This is a genomic window from Nitrospirota bacterium (assembly GCA_040752355.1).
Classification (GTDB): Bacteria; Nitrospirota; Thermodesulfovibrionia; order Thermodesulfovibrionales; family Dissulfurispiraceae; genus JBFMCP01.
The window spans coordinates 1-15526 of the sequence record JBFMHE010000037.1 but is presented as its reverse complement, the minus strand read 5'-3'; the positions used below and the strand labels follow the sequence as shown (position 1 = coordinate 15526).

Below are 15526 nucleotides of genomic sequence, written 5' to 3'. Positions count from 1 at the left end.
GGAGAAAGGGGAGGAGAAAGGGGAGGAGAAAGGGGAGGAGAAAGGGGAGGAGAAAGGGGAGGAGAAAGGGGAGGAGAAAGGGGAGGAGAAAGGGGAGGAGAAAGGGGACAGGTACATTATTTGATTGCTGAACCAAACTGGTAGTCGCATCGTATCTTTGCGATTGTGGAAGAGGGCAGCAATCTGTAAAATATTTACAGGGGCGTACATTATGAAAGCCTTTGGAGAAGCAAGGATAATTTTGATAGCTTCGGATGAAGGTGCCTGGAAGCAAGGGTTATGATATCTGAACGAGTAAGGGCACGAAAATGAGAAGACAGCAAAAGAGAAGAGCCACCTTATCGCGTGAGGAAGTCGTCTCGATCTTAAGGAGAGAGCTGCCTTATCTGAAGAATCACTACGGCGTTGAAAGAATAATCCTGTTCGGCTCGTATGCAAAAGGGGCACAGAAGAAAAAAAGTGATGTGGATCTTCTCGTGGACCTCGGGAGGCCTTTAGGCCTGGAGTTTGTTGCGCTTGCCGACTACCTTGAGGAGGTATTGGGCAGGAAAGTCGATGTTGCGACCTTTGACCATTTCAAGGAGAGCTTCCGCAATCCGCGATACAAGCCCGTTGCCGAAGATATCAAAAAGAGCATGATCTATGTCTAAGAGGAGAGATAGAGAGTTTCTCGGTGATATTCAGGAGGCGATGGAGATGGTAGCCCTTTACATAAAAGGGTTCACGTATCGCAAGTTCCTTGAGGACAGAAAAACTCAGGATGCCGTTGTTCGTAATTTCGAAATCATTGGAGAGGCTGCCAAGAATGTCTCCAAGGACTTGAAACTGAAACATCCCGAGATTGAGTGGAAAAGCATAGCAGGCTTGCGGGACAAACTTATCCATTTCTATTTCGGCATCGATTATAAAATTGTCTGGAACATTTCCAGGAAAGAGCTCCCCGAGCTGCGGAAGCAGATACGGGCGGTTTTGAAGCAAGAGGGCGATTAACTATTTTCTTGTCCTGCTCGCTGAATTATTTCTTTTATTTTTCTAAATATCTCATGAGCATCATGGATGCCCGTGATATCGATCCAGGTTATCCCTTCTTCCTTCCTGAACCACGTAAACTGCCGTTTAGCGTAATTTCTCGACCGTTTTTTGATCAAGGCGGCCGCCTCGTCGAGGCTGATTTCGCCTGACAGATGCGTGATCAATTCCTTATAGCCGATCGCCTGCATGGACGTAAAAGATGACGTGGCGATACGGTGACACGGGGACACGGTGCCTTTCCCCGCGCCTCCGCATCGCCGCGTCTCCGCGGCATCTATGGCTCTCGCTACCCGGCGGACTTCGTCGAGCAGGCCCTGCGCCATCATTGCGTCGACCCGCTTATCGATCATTCCGTAGAGCTCTTTCCGGTCCCTGGTGAGTCCCATCTTGAGAAAGTCGTAGGGGAGGGGTCTGGTCAGCTCCTGGTGCAGCTCCGACATCTTCCTGCTGCTCTTGAGGCAGACTTCCAGTGCCCTGATGACCCTTCTGGTGTCGGCCGGCTCTATTCTTTCGGCGGTACCAGGGTCGATCTCGTTCAGATAGGCATAGAGCGAGCCCGGCTCTTCGCTCTCTTTTCGGAGCAGGTCATCCCTCAGCTCCCAATCTGCTGAAGGCCCGGTAAAGATGCCCCTGGTCATCGCCTTTATATAAAGACCCGTGCCGCCGACGACGAGGGGGGGCCTGCCGCTGCTGAAGAGCCGCTCCATGATCGGAACGACCTGCTTGATATACTCCCCCGTGCTGTAGGCCTCCCAGGGCTCGACCACATCGATCAGGTGATGGGGAACCTGCCGCCGCTCCTCGGCAGTCGGTTTGGCGGTGCCGATATTCATGCGCCGGTAGATCTGCATGGAGTCGGCGCTGATGATCTCGGTCTTCAGGGCCTTGGCAAGGAGGAGAGAGGCTGCGGTTTTGCCCACTGCGGTAGGGCCGAGGAGCACGATCACTTTTTTCATAGAAATTTGTTATTTACCAAATGTATAATAGAAAGTTTATTATAGTGGATTTTCAAAAGGCAAATGACAGGGAAACGGATTTCGGCTTCCAGCTGCTCAGCCGCATGTCCCGAGGAGGTCAAGAATGCTGTTGAAGGGTAAGGTCTGGAGATTCGGGGATGACGTCGATACCGATGCCATCATACCGGCGCGCTATCTCACTACGTCCGATCCGAAGGAGCTCGCGCGTCATGTCATGGAGGACGCGGACAAGGAGTTCCCGGGCAAGGTAAAAGCGGGCGATCTCCTTGTTGCGGGCAAGAATTTCGGCTGCGGCTCGTCACGCGAGCACGCCCCTATCGCCATCAAGGCCGCGGGTATTCAGGCTGTGGTCGCAAAGAGCTTTGCGCGGATCTTTTACCGCAATGCCTTCAATATCGGCCTCCCTATTTTCGAATCCGACGAGGCTTCGGAGAGGATCAGGGAGGGCGATACCATAGAGATCGATGCCGACAAGGGGACCATAAAGAACGTCACCTCCGGCGAACAGTATACTGCGAAGCCGATCCCCCCCTTTATGCAGGAGCTGATTGCAGCGGGCGGACTGATCGAGTGGACAAAGAAAAAACTGAAGGGAGCGGCGGCATGAGCACACCATACAAGATCGCGGTAATTCCGGGAGACGGGACAGGGCCGGAGGTCGTGGCAGAGGGCATCAAAGTCCTCAATGCGGCTTCGGCGAAGTTCGGCTTCAAGCTCGAATATACGAAGTTCGACTTCGGGGGAGAGCGCTATCTGAAGACCGGTGAAACGCTTCCCGACAGCGCCATCGACGAGCTCAGGAAATTCGATTCGATCTTCCTCGGCGCTATCGGCCACCCGGATGTAAAGCCCGGCATTCTCGAGACCGGAATACTCCTCAAGGCGCGCTTTGCCCTCGATCAGTACATCAATCTCCGGCCGGTGAAGCTCTATCCCAATGTCGAGACCCCGCTCAAAGACAAGGGCCCCGAGCATATCGATTTCGTCGTTATCCGCGAGAACACGGGCGGCATCTATACGGGCCATGGCGGAGCGACGCGCGTCGGCACCCCGGATGAGATCGCCACGCAGCTGATGGTATATGACCGCCGTACGGTCGACCGCTGTCTCAAGTACGCTTTCGAGCTGAAGAAGAAACGTAACGCCAAAGATAAAAAGTACGCCGAGAAGCCGATTACCCTCATTCACAAGAGAAACGTGCTTACCCATGCGGGTGACCTCTGGTACCGCGCCTTTGAAGAGATGGGCGCGAAGCACTACCCGGAGCTCAAGCGCGACTACAACCATGTCGATGCGGCGAATATGTGGTTCGTGAAAAACCCCGAGTGGTTCGATGTGACGGTGACCGAGAATCTCTTCGGCGACATCATCACCGACCTCGGCGCGATGATCCAGGGCGGGCTCGGGGTAGCGGCGGGAGGCAACATCAACCCCGAGGGGGTCTCGATGTTCGAGCCGATGGGCGGCAGCGCGCCGAAGTATACCGGACAGAATGTCATCAATCCCATCGCTGCCATCGGCGCCGCGATGATGATGCTCGATACGCTCGGCGAAGCAAAGGCCGCGCAGGCGGTCGAGGCGGCGATGATGGGGACGATGAAAAAGATGAAGAGCCAGGCCGCCGGCAAAATGGGGTATTCTACCACCCAGGTCGGCGACATGGTGGCAGGGCTGGTTTAAAAGCATAACCCCTCCGTGCCCCCCCTTAGGGTAAGGGGAGGTTGGGTGGGGTTAGAACGTTACCGATAGGAGTAGAATCATGATGCGAGTGGGTTTCGTAGGATGGCGCGGCATGGTCGGCTCGGTGCTCATGGGCCGCATGCGCGAGGAGAAGGATTTCGATCTCGTCGAGCCGGTGTTCTTCACCACCTCGAACGTGGGCGGCAAGGGACCCGCTGTGGGGAAGGGCGAGGTGATGCTCAAGGACGCGAAGAGCATCGATGAGCTCAGGAAGGTGGATATCGTCCTCACCTGTCAGGGCGGCGATTACACGAGCGAGATCTACCCCAGGCTCCGCGAGGCGGGCTGGAAGGGCTACTGGATCGATGCCGCATCCACGCTCCGCATGACGAACGACGCCATCATCATCCTCGATCCGGTCAACCTGAAGGTGATCGAGGACGGCCTGGCAAAGGGCATCAGGAACTACATCGGCGGAAACTGCACCGTCTCCCTCATGCTCATGGCCCTGGGCGGGCTCTATGAGCGCGGGCTCGTGGAGTGGATGAGCGCCATGACCTATCAGGCAGCCTCCGGCGCCGGCGCCAACAACATGCGCGAGCTCTTGAAGCAGATGGGCTCTGCGCACAGCTCGGTAGAGGGCCTCCTGGACGACCCCTCGAGCGCTATCCTCGAGATCGACCGCACCGTGGCCGAGCATGTCCGCTCCGATGCGTATCCGAAGGAGTTTTTCGGCGCACCCCTTGCCTGCTCGCTCATTCCCTGGATCGATAAACAGCTCGAAAACGGCCAGAGCAAGGAAGAGTGGAAAGGCCAGGCCGAGACGAACAAGATCCTCGGGCGCGAAGGGAATCCCGTCCCCATCGACGGCACCTGCGTGCGCGTGGGCGCCATGCGCTGCCACAGCCAGGCCCTTACCATCAAATTGACGAGCGATGTTCCGCTGAATGAGATTACCGATATGATTTCCGGCCACAACCAGTGGGTAAAGGTCGTACCCAACCAGCGCGAGATCACGATGAAGGAGCTTACCCCGGCGGCGATCACCGGCACGCTCACTGTCCCGGTCGGCCGCTTGCGCAAGATGAATATGGGACCGACATTCCTGAACGCATTCACCTGCGGCGACCAGCTGCTCTGGGGCGCGGCCGAGCCGCTCCGGCGCATGCTGCGCATCCTGGTAGAGCGGGAGCAGGGTAACCGCTGATGCTCACAAAGAAAGATTCCTATGTTGTCGCGGTGGTCGGCGCTACCGGCGCTGTGGGAAATGAAATGATCGCCGTTCTCGAGGAGCGGCAGTTCCCGGCAGAGCGGCTGCGGCTCTTCGCCTCCGAGCGGTCCCGGGGCAAGACCCTCGAGTTCGAGGGAAGCGATATCCCGGTAGAAACGCTCGAGGAGGACTCGTTCAAGGGCGTCGACATAGCCCTTTTCTCGGCGGGCGCCGAGCGCTCGAGGTTATGGGCGCCGGTGGCAGTGGAGTCGGGCTGCGTGGTGGTGGATAATTCGAGTCAGTGGAGGATGGATCCCGGGGTGCCGCTCGTGGTGCCCGAGGTGAATCCCCACGATCTGAAGCGGCATAAGGGGATCATCGCCAACCCCAACTGTTCCACCATACAGATGGTCGTCGTCCTGAAGCCGCTGCACGATGCGGCGAGGATAAAGCGGGTTGTGGTGACGACGTTCCAGGCGGTTTCGGGCACCGGGAAAAAGGCGATGGACGAGCTCTTGCAGCAGACGTCGGACCTGCTGAGCTTCAGGGAGATGCGGCGCGAGGTCTATCCCCACCAGATCGCCTTCAATGTCCTGCCGCAGATCGATGCCTTCCTCGAGAACGGCTATACCAGAGAGGAAATGAAGATGGCGAACGAGACGAGAAAGATCATGGGCGATGACACCATCAGGGTGACCGCTACGGCGGTCCGGGTGCCGGTCTTCAGGGGGCATTCGGAGTCGCTGAACATAGAGACCGAAAGGAAGCTCTCTGCGAACGAGGTGCGGTCGCTGCTCGCCGATGCGCCGGGCGTCACCGTCTTCGACGCGCCGGAGAAGCATCTCTATCCGTTGCCCCTCGACGCAGCAGGCAAGGACGAAGTCTATGTGGGAAGGATCAGGGAGGACGAGTCGGTCGAGAAGGGGATCGCTCTGTGGGTTGTTGCCGATAACCTCAGGAAGGGCGCTGCATTGAACGCGGTACAGATCGCCGAAGAGCTTGTCAAGCAGTCATAAAGCGGGAAGCGCATAGGGGAATTTTAAAATTCAGGTGATGAAATTACAGCGGAGGTGAACTATGGGGAATAGCAGGGATTTTTTGTTTACGTCTGAGTCGGTGACCGAGGGGCATCCCGATAAGATAGCCGATCAGATCTCGGATGCGGTGCTCGACGCGATTATAGCGCAGGACCCTATAGCGCGGGTCGCCTGCGAATGCCTCGTTACCACGGGCATGGCCTTTGTTTCAGGAGAGATCACGACCAACTGTTACGTCCACATCCCCGATATCGTCAGGGATACGATAAAGGACATCGGGTATACGAGGGCCAAGTACGGCTTCGATTACGAGACCTGCGCGGTCATCACTTCTATCGATAAGCAGTCGACGGATATCGCGATGGGCGTCGATGTCGGCGGCGCCGGCGATCAGGGCCTTATGTTCGGGTTCGCCTGCGACGAGACCCCCGAGATGATGCCGATGACCATCATGCTCGCGCACAAGCTCACGAGGAAGCTGACCGAAGTGAGAAAGAAGGACGTGCTCGGCTATCTCCGTCCCGACGGCAAATCGCAGGTCTCGATCGAGTACAGGGACGGGAAGCCGCACAAGGTGAGGACCATCGTCATTTCTTCCCAGCACAGCCCTGACGTGACCCTCAAGGAGCTGAGAGAAGATGTCATCGAGAAGGTCATCAAGCCGGTGGTCCCTTCCTCGCTGCTCGATGAGGAGTCGGTCGTTTATCACATCAACCCTACCGGACGGTTCGTTATCGGCGGTCCGCAGGGCGATACGGGACTGACCGGGAGGAAGATCATCGTCGACACCTACGGCGGCGTCGGGAGCCACGGCGGGGGAGCGTTCTCGGGAAAGGACCCCTCGAAGGTCGACCGCTCCGCCTCGTACATGGCGCGCTATATCGCCAAGAATATCGTTGCAGCCGGCATTGCCGGACGCTGTGAGATCCAGCTCGCCTATGCCATCGGCGTGCCCGAGCCGGTCTCGGTCTTTGTCGATACCTTCGGCACCGGCAAAATAGACGAAAAAGAGATAGCGAAGATTATCGTAAAGAATTTCGATATGACCCCCAAGGGCATCATCGAGAAGCTGCAGCTCCGGAAGCCGATCTACAAGAAGACCGCAGCCTACGGCCACTTCGGCAGAAACGAAGAAGGGTTCACCTGGGAAGTGACCGATATGGCGGCAACCCTGAAGAAGGCAGCCGGAGTGTAACAGCCGCAATGCGTGATGCGTACTCCGTGATCGGCGTGCTCTTTTGCGCGGTTCGCGGTGTGTCCTTGTTGCAATGGTTAGTTGACAACGATGCTGTATAATCATGTCGGAAATTGATAATAGTTTCACCCGTCACCCGTTACGCATTACGCGTTACGGATTTTAGAGGAGGATGAATGGTTAAGCACGACGTTAAGGATATCGGACTCGCGAAAAAAGGAAAGCTGAGGATCGAGTGGGCTGCCCAGGAGATGCCGGTGCTGAAGAGCATCGCCGAGCGGTTCGCCAAAGAGAAGCCGCTGAAAGGCATACGGGTCGTTGCCTGTCTTCACGTAACCACGGAAACCGCCAGCCTTATGGAGACCCTCAAGGCCGGCGGTGCGCAGATAGCCCTCTGCGCCTCGAATCCCCTGAGCACGCAGGATGACGTAGCCGCGTCGCTGGTGAAGAACTCCGATATCTCGGTTTTTGCCATAAAAGGAGAAGATACCAGGACCTACTACCGGCACATCAAGGACTCCCTTGCCCTCGGCCCCCAGGTAACCATGGACGACGGCGCTGATGTCGTCTCCGTGCTCCACAAGGAGGAGAAGGGGCTGCTCAAGAACGTGATCGGCGGGACCGAGGAGACAACCACGGGCGTGATCAGGCTCAAGGCGATGGCAGCCGACGGCGCGCTCCAGTATCCCATCATCGCTGTCAATGATGCCTACACAAAGCACCTCTTCGATAACCGCTACGGCACTGGCCAGAGCACGATGGACGGCGTTATCAGGGCCACGAACAGGCTGATCGCGGGTTCCGTCTTCGTGATAGCCGGATACGGCTGGTGCGGCAGGGGCGTTGCCATGAGGGCCAGGGGCATGGGTGCCCGCGTCATCATCACCGAGATCGATCCGCTCAAGGCGCTCGAGGCGACCATGGACGGCTTCGAAGTGATGCCGGTTAAAGCAGCGGCGAGGATCGGCGATATCTTCGTCACCGCCACCGGCGATATCAACGTCATCTCCAAGGAGTGCTTCCCCTTGATGAAGGACGGCGCGATCATCAGCAATACGGGCCACTTCAATGTCGAAATCGATATCGAGAGCCTTGCCAAGATGTCCAAGGCGAGGAGAGAGATGCGGGATTTCGTCGAGGAGTTCACGCTCAAGAGCGGCAAGAGGATCTATCTCCTCGGCGAAGGCAGGCTCATCAACCTCGCCGCAGCCGAAGGCCACCCTTCCGCAGTCATGGACATGAGCTTCGCCAACCAGGCCCTCTGCGCCGAGTACATGGTGAAGAACGCAAAGAAACTCCAGAAGACGGTCTACAGCGTCCCCGAAAAGATCGACAAGGAGATCGCCCGCCTCAAGTTAAAAGCGATGGGCATCAGGATCGACAGCCTCACCCCCGAGCAGAAGAAGTATCTCCAGAGCTGGGAGATGGGAACGTAAAAGACATAAAATAAAAATACCCGAGGGGAGCTCACAGGAGCTCCCCTTTTCAGTTCACGGGTGGATGATTATTTGAGTATCACCGTCTTAACGGTGAGTGCGGCAAGGAGCGCCACGCTCAGCGAGAAGACAATGAGGGGCGCTGTCGGCAGATCGAAGGCATGGGACAGCACAATACCGGCAAAGGAAGTGATAATCCCTATGCCGCAGGAGAGGAGGAAGAGCGAGAGCGTACTCCTGGCGAAGAGCTTCCCGGTAAGCACCGGGATAACGAGGAATGAGAATACCTGCAGTATGCCTGCGAGGCTGACGGAGCTGATCAGCACCACGGCGAAGCTGAAGAAAAAGAGGAGCTCCCATATCAAGGCGCCGCTCCCTTCGGAAGAGAGGGCGAAGAACCGGCGGTGGAAAATGAGATGGAAGATGCCGACAGCCGCATAGAGAAGAGCGGCGTAGAGAGCGTCTTGCCCATTGACCCACAGGATATTGCCGTTCAGGATCGCCTTGAACTCCTCCATGCCGTGGGGCGTGCGGTCGAGGACAAGAATGCTTCCGGCCAGGGAGAAGATATATAAGACCCCGATAAAAGCTTCGATATTGACGATCTTCTTGATAGCCCGCGAGAGCGAGAGGACGGAGGCGCCCAGCAGCCCGAAGAGGAGCGACAGCGCATACCGCCCGGCGCCATCGTACCCTGCAAGGACTGGAAGGACTGGAAGGCCTGGAAGGAATGATACGGCGATCCCGAGCCCGATGAATTGGGCCAGAGCAAGATCGACGAATATGATTCCCCGTTCCAGCACATGAATGCCGAAATAGGCATGGATGATCACCAGCAGGGCCGATACCGCAAAAGGATACGCGAGCAGGTCGAGCGCCTCCATCGTCGTCTCCCTCTCACTCAAGCATCGAGACCACGGTGTCCATCATCCCGAACCAGTCTTTCGCCTTGTCCGACGCCCCGACATCATGAGGAAGCTCGATGACCTTCAGACCGGTTTTTTCATGCACAAAGGAGGTCTCTTTTCCTCCGTACACCGTGGTGGTCAGTATGCCGGCGGGCTTGATACGCGTGATTGTTTCGATAAGCCTGTGCATATGCCCGCTGCTCGGCGGGATTCCGGGCTTTTGCTCGATGTATCCTGCAATGGTGAACCCGAACTCGGCGGCAAGATATTCAAAGAGCTTGTGATAGGCGATAAACTGCTTTCCCTTGAGAGGCTTCGCATGCCACTGCTTCTCTCTCTCGCGGAGCGTGGCGGTAAACGCCCGGAGATTAGCGTTATAGAAGCTGCTATTGGGCGGATCGAGCCGGGAGAGCGCGGCGGCGATACCCTGTGCCACGCGGGCAATGTTCCCCGGCGAGAAATGGTAATGGGGATTGCCGAACGGATGGACATCCCCCATGCTTCTATCCAGCCTTCCTCCTGCCTCGATCACCGAGACGAATCGTGAGCAGTCCAGATTGCCGGTCTGTCCGGGCTGTATTTTCGGGTTCCGCGATGATTCTACGAGGGCCGGCAGATAGCCCGCCTCGAGGTCCAGACCGTTGTACACGAGAAGGTCCGCTTTGCGGACGGCGAGTACCATGCCGGGCCTCGCCTCGAGAGCGTGCGGGTCCTGCGCGGGCTTGACCAGAGCTGTCACGCTGACTTTATCTTTTCCTACTTCCTTGACGATGCTCTCTATCCAGGGGAGTGTGGCAACGGCCTTCACCTCGGCAAATCCGCTCTGTGCGCACAGCAGGATAACGAGGAACGCGCTCATGATGTTTTTCATTCTCTGCACCTCCTAAAAGGAATGGGCGGCGTGGGCGCCGATACCGAAGATGAACTGGAGGAAGAGCTCGTTGTTCGCCCTGGCGTTGCGGGCGGCCCGGTCGTGGGTATACTGGAGCCGTATCCGCGAGGACTCGGAGGGGTTGAATTCGAGCATTCCCGATGCCCGCCAGGGGTCCTTGCCGAACGCGACAGGATCTCCGCCAAGGGAATAGTCATCCTTAAAGAGGTCGAGCCGGTCGTAGCGCGCGCCGCCCCGCCAGCGGCCCCACTGATAGACGCCCTGGACATAGAGCCCGTCCTGCTCGCGTTTGAGACTCTCGACGTTTATGACAACGTCATCTTCCAGGGTGCTCAGGTCGCCCTTCTGTGTGCGGTAAAGGTATTCGCTCTGGAGGGTGAAGCTCCGCTGTTTCGAAGGCTTCCACTTGTAGGTCAGCTCCATCCCGTAGAGGGTGGCGTCTCCTGAGAGGTCGGTGCTCTCGGCGGCAGAGCCGGTCTTTGTATCGCCGGTGATAACCGAGGGCCCGAAGAGCAGGGTTGAACCATCCCCGATATCGACGGAGGCCTTTGCAAAGGCCGCAATCGCATGGGGGCCTGACCGTGCATCAGGACCGAAGAGCACCTCATTCTGGCCCTGGAGCACTTCAAAGCCCAAAAGGATGTAGAAGGGCAGCTCGGGGAGAACGGTGAGCTGAGCGCCTTTTTCTATGATCCCTTCCTCTCCGGTGAAAGCCCTGTACGGCAAAGGGATATCGACGAAGTCCCATTGATGGGGATGCTGGGCGTTGATCCTCCCGAAGCCGCTCTTGAATTTTCCGCCCTTGAGCTGGAGGCCTGCCGGCAGCGATGTAGTGACGAAGTAGGCCTCTTCGAGCTCGACGCCATCCTCGGTGACGGGGATCGTGGCATAGAGATTGAAGTAGGGGTCCACCGGCGCAAAGAGGAAGAGCTCGGCGGAGTCGATAGTAAATCCTTTCCTGATGGAAGTCCCCTCAGCGGTGTAGCCGGGGATTCCCCTGGCCTCGAGCTCGCTCTCCCGGAGATTCGAATGATAGGCGAAGGTGTTGAGGACAAGCGAGATGTTCGGGTTCATACTGTCTTTACCGCTGAAGAGGCCCGTGAGCCCGCCCTTTTTCTCTTCGGCCACCTCTGTTGCTCCAGCCGCTGCTGTCTCGACTTTTTTTGTCTCCTGCAGCTGCTCTTTCAGCTGATTGATCGTACGCTGCTGCTCTTCGATCACTTTCCCCTGGTGCCTGATCGTCTCCTCGAGCGCTTTGAGTCGCGATTCGAAGTCGCTCCCGAAGGAGTCGACAGCAAAAGAGAGTATAAAAAAGAGCGCAAAGAATACCGTTCCTTTTCTCATGTATCCCTCCGTATTGTTAATGCGCGGCGCCGCACGGGCGGAGATAACTCATCCCTGCGGGCTTCACGACGAGTAGAAAAGGGGTATTACACGGGAGGGGCCCTGCTGCTCCGCTTGGTAAGGAGCAGCGAGGCGAACAGTAACGATTCCTGGGTTACCTCGAAGACCGAGGGGGGCTGATGAACGTCGAGTGAGACGCTCGTGGTATGTACCAGCGACGCATGGTGTCCCGCTATACAAAGGAAGCAGTCAGCATGGTCGCCGTCATCGTGGTGGTGAAGGGGCAGTATGAAAGTAAAAAGGAGGAAAAGCGCCAACGCAAGAGACGATACGATACTCCTCTTGCCGCTGCCAGAACTGTTTACGGCCCTCTGCAAAGCCATGGTCGGTTTCTCCCGGGAGCCCCGATAGATCACGTAATGTCATATTATGGAGAGCAATAAAGGGGTTGTCAAGCAAGACCTGACGATACGAGCCTTGAAAATTCCTGGTATGCTTGCGCGAGGGGGAAGGGAGACAGACCAACCTTCACTGGTTTGATCTCGCGTCTCCAAAAAGAAGTGTCCAGGTGATGGTTAATAATGAAGTGCCCTGCACCTATGTATCCCCCCTCTTTGGACAGCGACGGTGGAGCAGGGGCCCTACTTGGTTATCACCTTCAGCGTACTCCGTATCTTCCGTCCGCAGTGGAAGCAGTGGTTCACCCGTATGGTGCTGATATCGTTTTCTGCATTTCTGAACTCGAGCCATTCGAACCCCATGGCGCGCATCAGCCTGCAGCACCAGTCGTCGCTTCCCTCTTCGTTCTTCTCGTGGCCCTCTTTGATCGGGCTGCCGCACTGGCAGCAGTAGTTGACGCTGAACCGTACCGGGAGGAAGCCGCTGAATTCGAGACCGAGGTGCTCTTCGAAAGCGCCTTCCTTGAGCGTAGTGCAGCACCAGTTTTCTTTCTTGTACTGCTCGAGCTCCTCCCACCACTTGACCGTTGCCCTGTCTACTACTGTCTCGTATCCCATACTCTTGTACCTGCCTCCGGGGCAGGCCCTCCGTCTTTCTAGCCGGGTTTGTACATTATTTCCTCCGCCGCGTTATTTGCTTCTTATATTCGAGAAAAACAGAAAATGCTTTAACGCCTTTCTTCCGGAATATTTGCATTTAGTATGCCAATCCTGGCCTCGAGACACGGGAGATTGAAAAATAAAGATAAACGGAGGTGAGTATCTACAGGGGAGGGGGAAAACTATGTACAGAATGACTTAAAGGGGGCAAATTCCTCAGGCGCATATCGTTCCATTAACCTGAAGATATAAGGTGATAATCTTAAAACAAAGGGGCTGGCTGGTGAGGAAGTTCCTCGTGACGGTCCGCAACGGCGAAGGTATATGCTTTACCGGATTCGGTATGCCTCCGCTTCACTTCGAGACTGAAGGCCCTGTCGATCAGTCGATCAGCCTCTGCAAAGGGCTTAACTGCCGAAGTGCTATAATAAACGGATTATACTCATCCGACAGGACACCGATGGTGAAGACCAATCTCAAAGCGATGACGAAACAGGAGCTCGATACTTTCATCAAAGCTGCCGGACTGCCGGCGTACCGGGCGCGTCAGATCCTCCACTGGATTTACGAGCGGTATGCAGAGTCGATTCAGGATGTTACCGAGCTTTCGAAAGATCTCAGGGAGAAGCTGGCGGAGCAGGCGTACATCAGCACCCTTGCGGTGCTCAGCCGGCAGCGATCGAGTGACGGCACCGAGAAGTTTCTCTTCGGCCTCGGGGACGGGGAGAGCATAGAGAGCGTGCTCATCCCTGATGAGGACCGGCTGACGCTCTGCATCTCCTCGCAGGTGGGCTGCGCCATGTGCTGCAGGTTCTGCCTCACCGGCACGATGGGGTTGAAGAGGAACCTCGAAGCCTATGAGATCGTCGACCAGGTGATCGCGGTAAACAGGACCATTGCACCGGGACGGATCACCAATATCGTCCTCATGGGCATGGGTGAGCCGCTCGCCAATTTCGATAATGTCGTCGAAGCCCTCTGGAGGATTACGGAGCTGGTGAAGATCTCTGCGAAGAGGATCACCCTCTCCACCTCGGGCCTGGCGCCGAAGATTCTCGAGCTCGCGCACAAGGGGCCGAAGGTGAAGCTCGCCATCTCGCTCAACGCGGCCACCGACGAAGTGCGTGATCAGCTCATGCCGGTCAACCGGACCTATCCGCTCAAGGTCCTCCTCGACGCCTGTCGCAAGTTTCCCCTTCAGGCGGGGAGGAGGATAACGTTCGAGTATGTCCTCCTGAAAGGAGTGAATGATTCGCTCGAGGACGCGCGGCGGCTGGTGGAGCTGCTCAAGGGGATCCCTTCCAAAATAAACCTCATACCCTTCAATCCGTACCCCGGCGCCGAGTTCCAGCGGCCCGACGATCAGCAGGTGCTCGCGTTCCAGAACATCCTCCTTGCCGCTCACATGACGGCGATCATTCGCAAGAGCAAAGGGCAGGACATCCTGGCAGCGTGCGGCCAGTTAAAGGCGCGGTATAGCGGCAAGCGTACAGCGTTATAGCGTTACCACAGAGAACACGAAAACAGTACCGCTGAACAGATATGATAAGGCGTCCATGTTTTTCGCTCTAGCGCAATAAGCGCCATAACGCATTACGCCTTTTTCTTCAGCGTCTCTTCCATCATGAGGATGAACTTCGCGTAGTCGAAGCCGAACTTCATCATCTCGGTATCATCGTTCTTCATCCTCTCCAGGCGCGCAGGGTCGACCTCGAAGTGATCGAGGAATTTGCTCTCGAATACGAAATCCCTGAAGCGGTCGACATCGTAGCAGGCCATGTAGAATGCTTTCTGCTTCTTTTCATCCAGCGCATGCCCGGGCAGGTTCCTCCTGAAGAGTATCTCCTTCCATCCCCGGTTCATATCGTCATAGACATCGACGCCCTGGTCGTCTCTCCACTCCCGGACGGTCCACTCCTTGTCCTCATTGAAGCCGAGGCAGTGTTCTTCCTTGACGAGGAAGTAAAACTCTTCGGTCATGGGGGCATTGATCTTTTCGTTCATCTTCTTGAGCGACGCCTGCCCTACGGCGTAATACCTGCAGTTTGCAGGACGGTCGGCGTAGACGGTACATCCGTCGGGAGTGACGAAAGGGCATTTCTTCTCGGCATCCTCGTTCATCTTCAGGAAGACGAAAGGATGGGAGGTCTTCTCATCGATATCGATAAACGCGTACTTGAGCAGGAACTTACCCGATACCATCCCCAGCCTGTTCTTTAATCTGACGATGTCATAAGGGGTGAGCATGATGGCTATGTTGCTGCAGCATTTGGTGAAGCAGCCGATTCCTTTATGGCAGTTGAATTTGAACCGGGAGTCCAGCGTAAGCTGTACCGGCTCCACATTCTTCATGCTTAACATGGGGACCTCCGGGAGACGTAATGAATTTATCTATTGTACCACGGGGTCTGTGCAAAAAGGGGCCATCTTATGATAGTATAAATATCGTTGTTGAGGGTTGTGCTCTGCATTTGGCTTGACACCCCGTTTGACTCCCCTTGACATGCCCCCATCAGATGGGTTAGATTAATACTCGCCGTTTGGCGAACCGCTCTTTGATAACTGCTAAATACGTGCGTGACGAGCCAACGTCACGTTTCAGCCAAGCTTCGCTTTTTAAAAGACAGGAAGAAAACTTATGAGAGTTTGATCCTGGCTCAGAACGAACGCTGGCGGCGTGCTTAACACATGCAAGTCGAACGGACCAGTGCTTCGCACTGGAGATTCCAAGGTACAAGTGGCAAATTCCGAGTTTGG

Annotated in this window: 16 protein-coding genes and 1 rRNA gene; 10 read left to right on the top strand and 7 right to left on the bottom strand. The window is 56.4% G+C overall.

What is annotated here, in order from left to right:
• Nucleotides 1-308 precede the first annotated feature (308 nt).
• Nucleotides 309-650 carry a nucleotidyltransferase family protein gene (locus AB1805_16970; protein MEW5747123.1) on the top strand — a complete coding sequence of 114 codons (342 nt, stop codon included), beginning with the start codon at nucleotides 309-311 and terminating at the stop codon, nucleotides 648-650.
• On the top strand, nucleotides 643-990 hold the full coding sequence (locus AB1805_16965) for a DUF86 domain-containing protein (protein MEW5747122.1): 348 nt from the start codon (nucleotides 643-645) through the stop codon (nucleotides 988-990). The genes AB1805_16970 and AB1805_16965 overlap by 8 nt, the downstream gene beginning before the upstream one ends.
• Here the strand turns inward: AB1805_16965 and miaA are convergent.
• Nucleotides 987-1988, bottom strand: a complete 1002-nt coding sequence (gene miaA, locus AB1805_16960; GenBank protein ID MEW5747121.1) for a tRNA (adenosine(37)-N6)-dimethylallyltransferase MiaA — start codon at nucleotides 1986-1988, stop codon at nucleotides 987-989. The two genes, AB1805_16965 and miaA, sit on opposite strands and share 4 nt — an antisense overlap.
• A gap of 124 nt (nucleotides 1989-2112) precedes the next feature.
• On the opposite strand from miaA, the gene leuD reads away from it, so the two are divergent.
• The 6 genes from leuD (at nucleotide 2113) to ahcY (ending at nucleotide 8567) form a co-directional block, all read left to right on the top strand.
• Nucleotides 2113-2616, top strand: a complete 504-nt coding sequence (gene leuD, locus AB1805_16955) for a 3-isopropylmalate dehydratase small subunit (protein ID MEW5747120.1) — start codon at nucleotides 2113-2115, stop codon at nucleotides 2614-2616.
• Nucleotides 2613-3689 (top strand): 3-isopropylmalate dehydrogenase, encoded by a 1077-nt coding sequence (locus AB1805_16950; protein ID MEW5747119.1) that lies wholly within the window; start codon nucleotides 2613-2615, stop codon nucleotides 3687-3689. The genes leuD and AB1805_16950 overlap by 4 nt, the downstream gene beginning before the upstream one ends.
• Before the next feature lie 79 nt (nucleotides 3690-3768).
• A complete protein-coding gene (gene asd, locus AB1805_16945) occupies nucleotides 3769-4896 on the top strand; it encodes an aspartate-semialdehyde dehydrogenase (protein ID MEW5747118.1) in 1128 nt (375 codons plus the stop codon).
• Nucleotides 4896-5915 carry an aspartate-semialdehyde dehydrogenase gene (locus AB1805_16940; GenBank protein ID MEW5747117.1) on the top strand — a complete coding sequence of 340 codons (1020 nt, stop codon included), beginning with the start codon at nucleotides 4896-4898 and terminating at the stop codon, nucleotides 5913-5915. Before asd ends, AB1805_16940 begins: the two co-directional genes overlap by 1 nt.
• A 61-nt stretch (nucleotides 5916-5976) precedes the next feature.
• Entirely contained in the window at nucleotides 5977-7131 is a 1155-nt protein-coding gene (gene metK / locus AB1805_16935) for a methionine adenosyltransferase (GenBank protein ID MEW5747116.1), read from the top strand.
• Between the two features lie 176 nt (nucleotides 7132-7307).
• Entirely contained in the window at nucleotides 7308-8567 is a 1260-nt protein-coding gene (gene ahcY / locus AB1805_16930) for an adenosylhomocysteinase (GenBank protein MEW5747115.1), read from the top strand.
• A gap of 68 nt (nucleotides 8568-8635) precedes the next feature.
• Here the strand turns inward: ahcY and AB1805_16925 are convergent, their stop codons facing one another.
• The 5 genes from AB1805_16925 to AB1805_16905 all read right to left on the bottom strand — a co-directional run bounded on the left by AB1805_16925 (nucleotide 8636) and on the right by AB1805_16905 (nucleotide 12727).
• Nucleotides 8636-9451 (bottom strand): metal ABC transporter permease, encoded by an 816-nt coding sequence (locus tag AB1805_16925; protein MEW5747114.1) that lies wholly within the window; start codon nucleotides 9449-9451, stop codon nucleotides 8636-8638.
• A 13-nt stretch (nucleotides 9452-9464) separates the two neighbouring features.
• Entirely contained in the window at nucleotides 9465-10346 is an 882-nt protein-coding gene (locus AB1805_16920) for a zinc ABC transporter substrate-binding protein (GenBank protein MEW5747113.1), read from the bottom strand.
• A 12-nt stretch (nucleotides 10347-10358) separates the two neighbouring features.
• Entirely contained in the window at nucleotides 10359-11711 is a 1353-nt protein-coding gene (locus AB1805_16915; protein MEW5747112.1) for a hypothetical protein, read from the bottom strand.
• 86 nt (nucleotides 11712-11797) lie between these two features.
• A complete protein-coding gene (locus tag AB1805_16910) occupies nucleotides 11798-12094 on the bottom strand; it encodes a hypothetical protein (protein ID MEW5747111.1) in 297 nt (98 codons plus the stop codon).
• Between the two features lie 258 nt (nucleotides 12095-12352).
• Nucleotides 12353-12727, bottom strand: a complete 375-nt coding sequence (locus tag AB1805_16905; GenBank protein ID MEW5747110.1) for a hypothetical protein — start codon at nucleotides 12725-12727, stop codon at nucleotides 12353-12355.
• A gap of 502 nt (nucleotides 12728-13229) precedes the next feature.
• On the opposite strand from AB1805_16905, the gene rlmN reads away from it, so the two are divergent.
• Nucleotides 13230-14270: a 23S rRNA (adenine(2503)-C(2))-methyltransferase RlmN gene (rlmN, locus tag AB1805_16900; GenBank protein ID MEW5747109.1), complete on the top strand. Its 1041-nt coding sequence runs from the start codon at nucleotides 13230-13232 to the stop codon at nucleotides 14268-14270.
• Nucleotides 14271-14362: 92 nt separating this feature from the next.
• Here rlmN and AB1805_16895 read toward each other — a convergent pair whose 3' ends face one another.
• The gene (locus AB1805_16895; protein ID MEW5747108.1) at nucleotides 14363-15130 is read right to left on the bottom strand and encodes a YkgJ family cysteine cluster protein; all 768 of its coding nucleotides are present in this window, start codon (nucleotides 15128-15130) and stop codon (nucleotides 14363-14365) included.
• A 273-nt stretch (nucleotides 15131-15403) separates the two neighbouring features.
• Here AB1805_16895 and AB1805_16890 point away from each other — a divergent pair.
• A 16S ribosomal RNA gene (locus AB1805_16890) occupies nucleotides 15404-15526 on the top strand; the annotation flags it as partial.

Coding starts and splice junctions, on each gene's coding strand:
- AB1805_16950 (MEW5747119.1), top strand. CDS start 2,613: ATGAGCACACCATACAAGATCGCGGTAATTCCGGGAGACGGGACAGGG.
- asd (MEW5747118.1), top strand. CDS start 3,769: ATGATGCGAGTGGGTTTCGTAGGATGGCGCGGCATGGTCGGCTCGGTG.
- AB1805_16970 (MEW5747123.1), top strand. CDS start 309: ATGAGAAGACAGCAAAAGAGAAGAGCCACCTTATCGCGTGAGGAAGTC.
- AB1805_16915 (MEW5747112.1), bottom strand. CDS start 11,711: ATGAGAAAAGGAACGGTATTCTTTGCGCTCTTTTTTATACTCTCTTTT.
- metK (MEW5747116.1), top strand. CDS start 5,977: ATGGGGAATAGCAGGGATTTTTTGTTTACGTCTGAGTCGGTGACCGAG.
- miaA (MEW5747121.1), bottom strand. CDS start 1,988: ATGAAAAAAGTGATCGTGCTCCTCGGCCCTACCGCAGTGGGCAAAACC.
- AB1805_16925 (MEW5747114.1), bottom strand. CDS start 9,451: ATGGAGGCGCTCGACCTGCTCGCGTATCCTTTTGCGGTATCGGCCCTG.
- AB1805_16940 (MEW5747117.1), top strand. CDS start 4,896: ATGCTCACAAAGAAAGATTCCTATGTTGTCGCGGTGGTCGGCGCTACC.
- AB1805_16920 (MEW5747113.1), bottom strand. CDS start 10,346: ATGAAAAACATCATGAGCGCGTTCCTCGTTATCCTGCTGTGCGCACAG.
- AB1805_16895 (MEW5747108.1), bottom strand. CDS start 15,130: ATGTTAAGCATGAAGAATGTGGAGCCGGTACAGCTTACGCTGGACTCC.
- leuD (MEW5747120.1), top strand. CDS start 2,113: ATGCTGTTGAAGGGTAAGGTCTGGAGATTCGGGGATGACGTCGATACC.
- AB1805_16965 (MEW5747122.1), top strand. CDS start 643: ATGTCTAAGAGGAGAGATAGAGAGTTTCTCGGTGATATTCAGGAGGCG.
- AB1805_16905 (MEW5747110.1), bottom strand. CDS start 12,727: ATGGGATACGAGACAGTAGTAGACAGGGCAACGGTCAAGTGGTGGGAG.
- AB1805_16910 (MEW5747111.1), bottom strand. CDS start 12,094: ATGGCTTTGCAGAGGGCCGTAAACAGTTCTGGCAGCGGCAAGAGGAGT.
- ahcY (MEW5747115.1), top strand. CDS start 7,308: ATGGTTAAGCACGACGTTAAGGATATCGGACTCGCGAAAAAAGGAAAG.
- rlmN (MEW5747109.1), top strand. CDS start 13,230: ATGGTGAAGACCAATCTCAAAGCGATGACGAAACAGGAGCTCGATACT.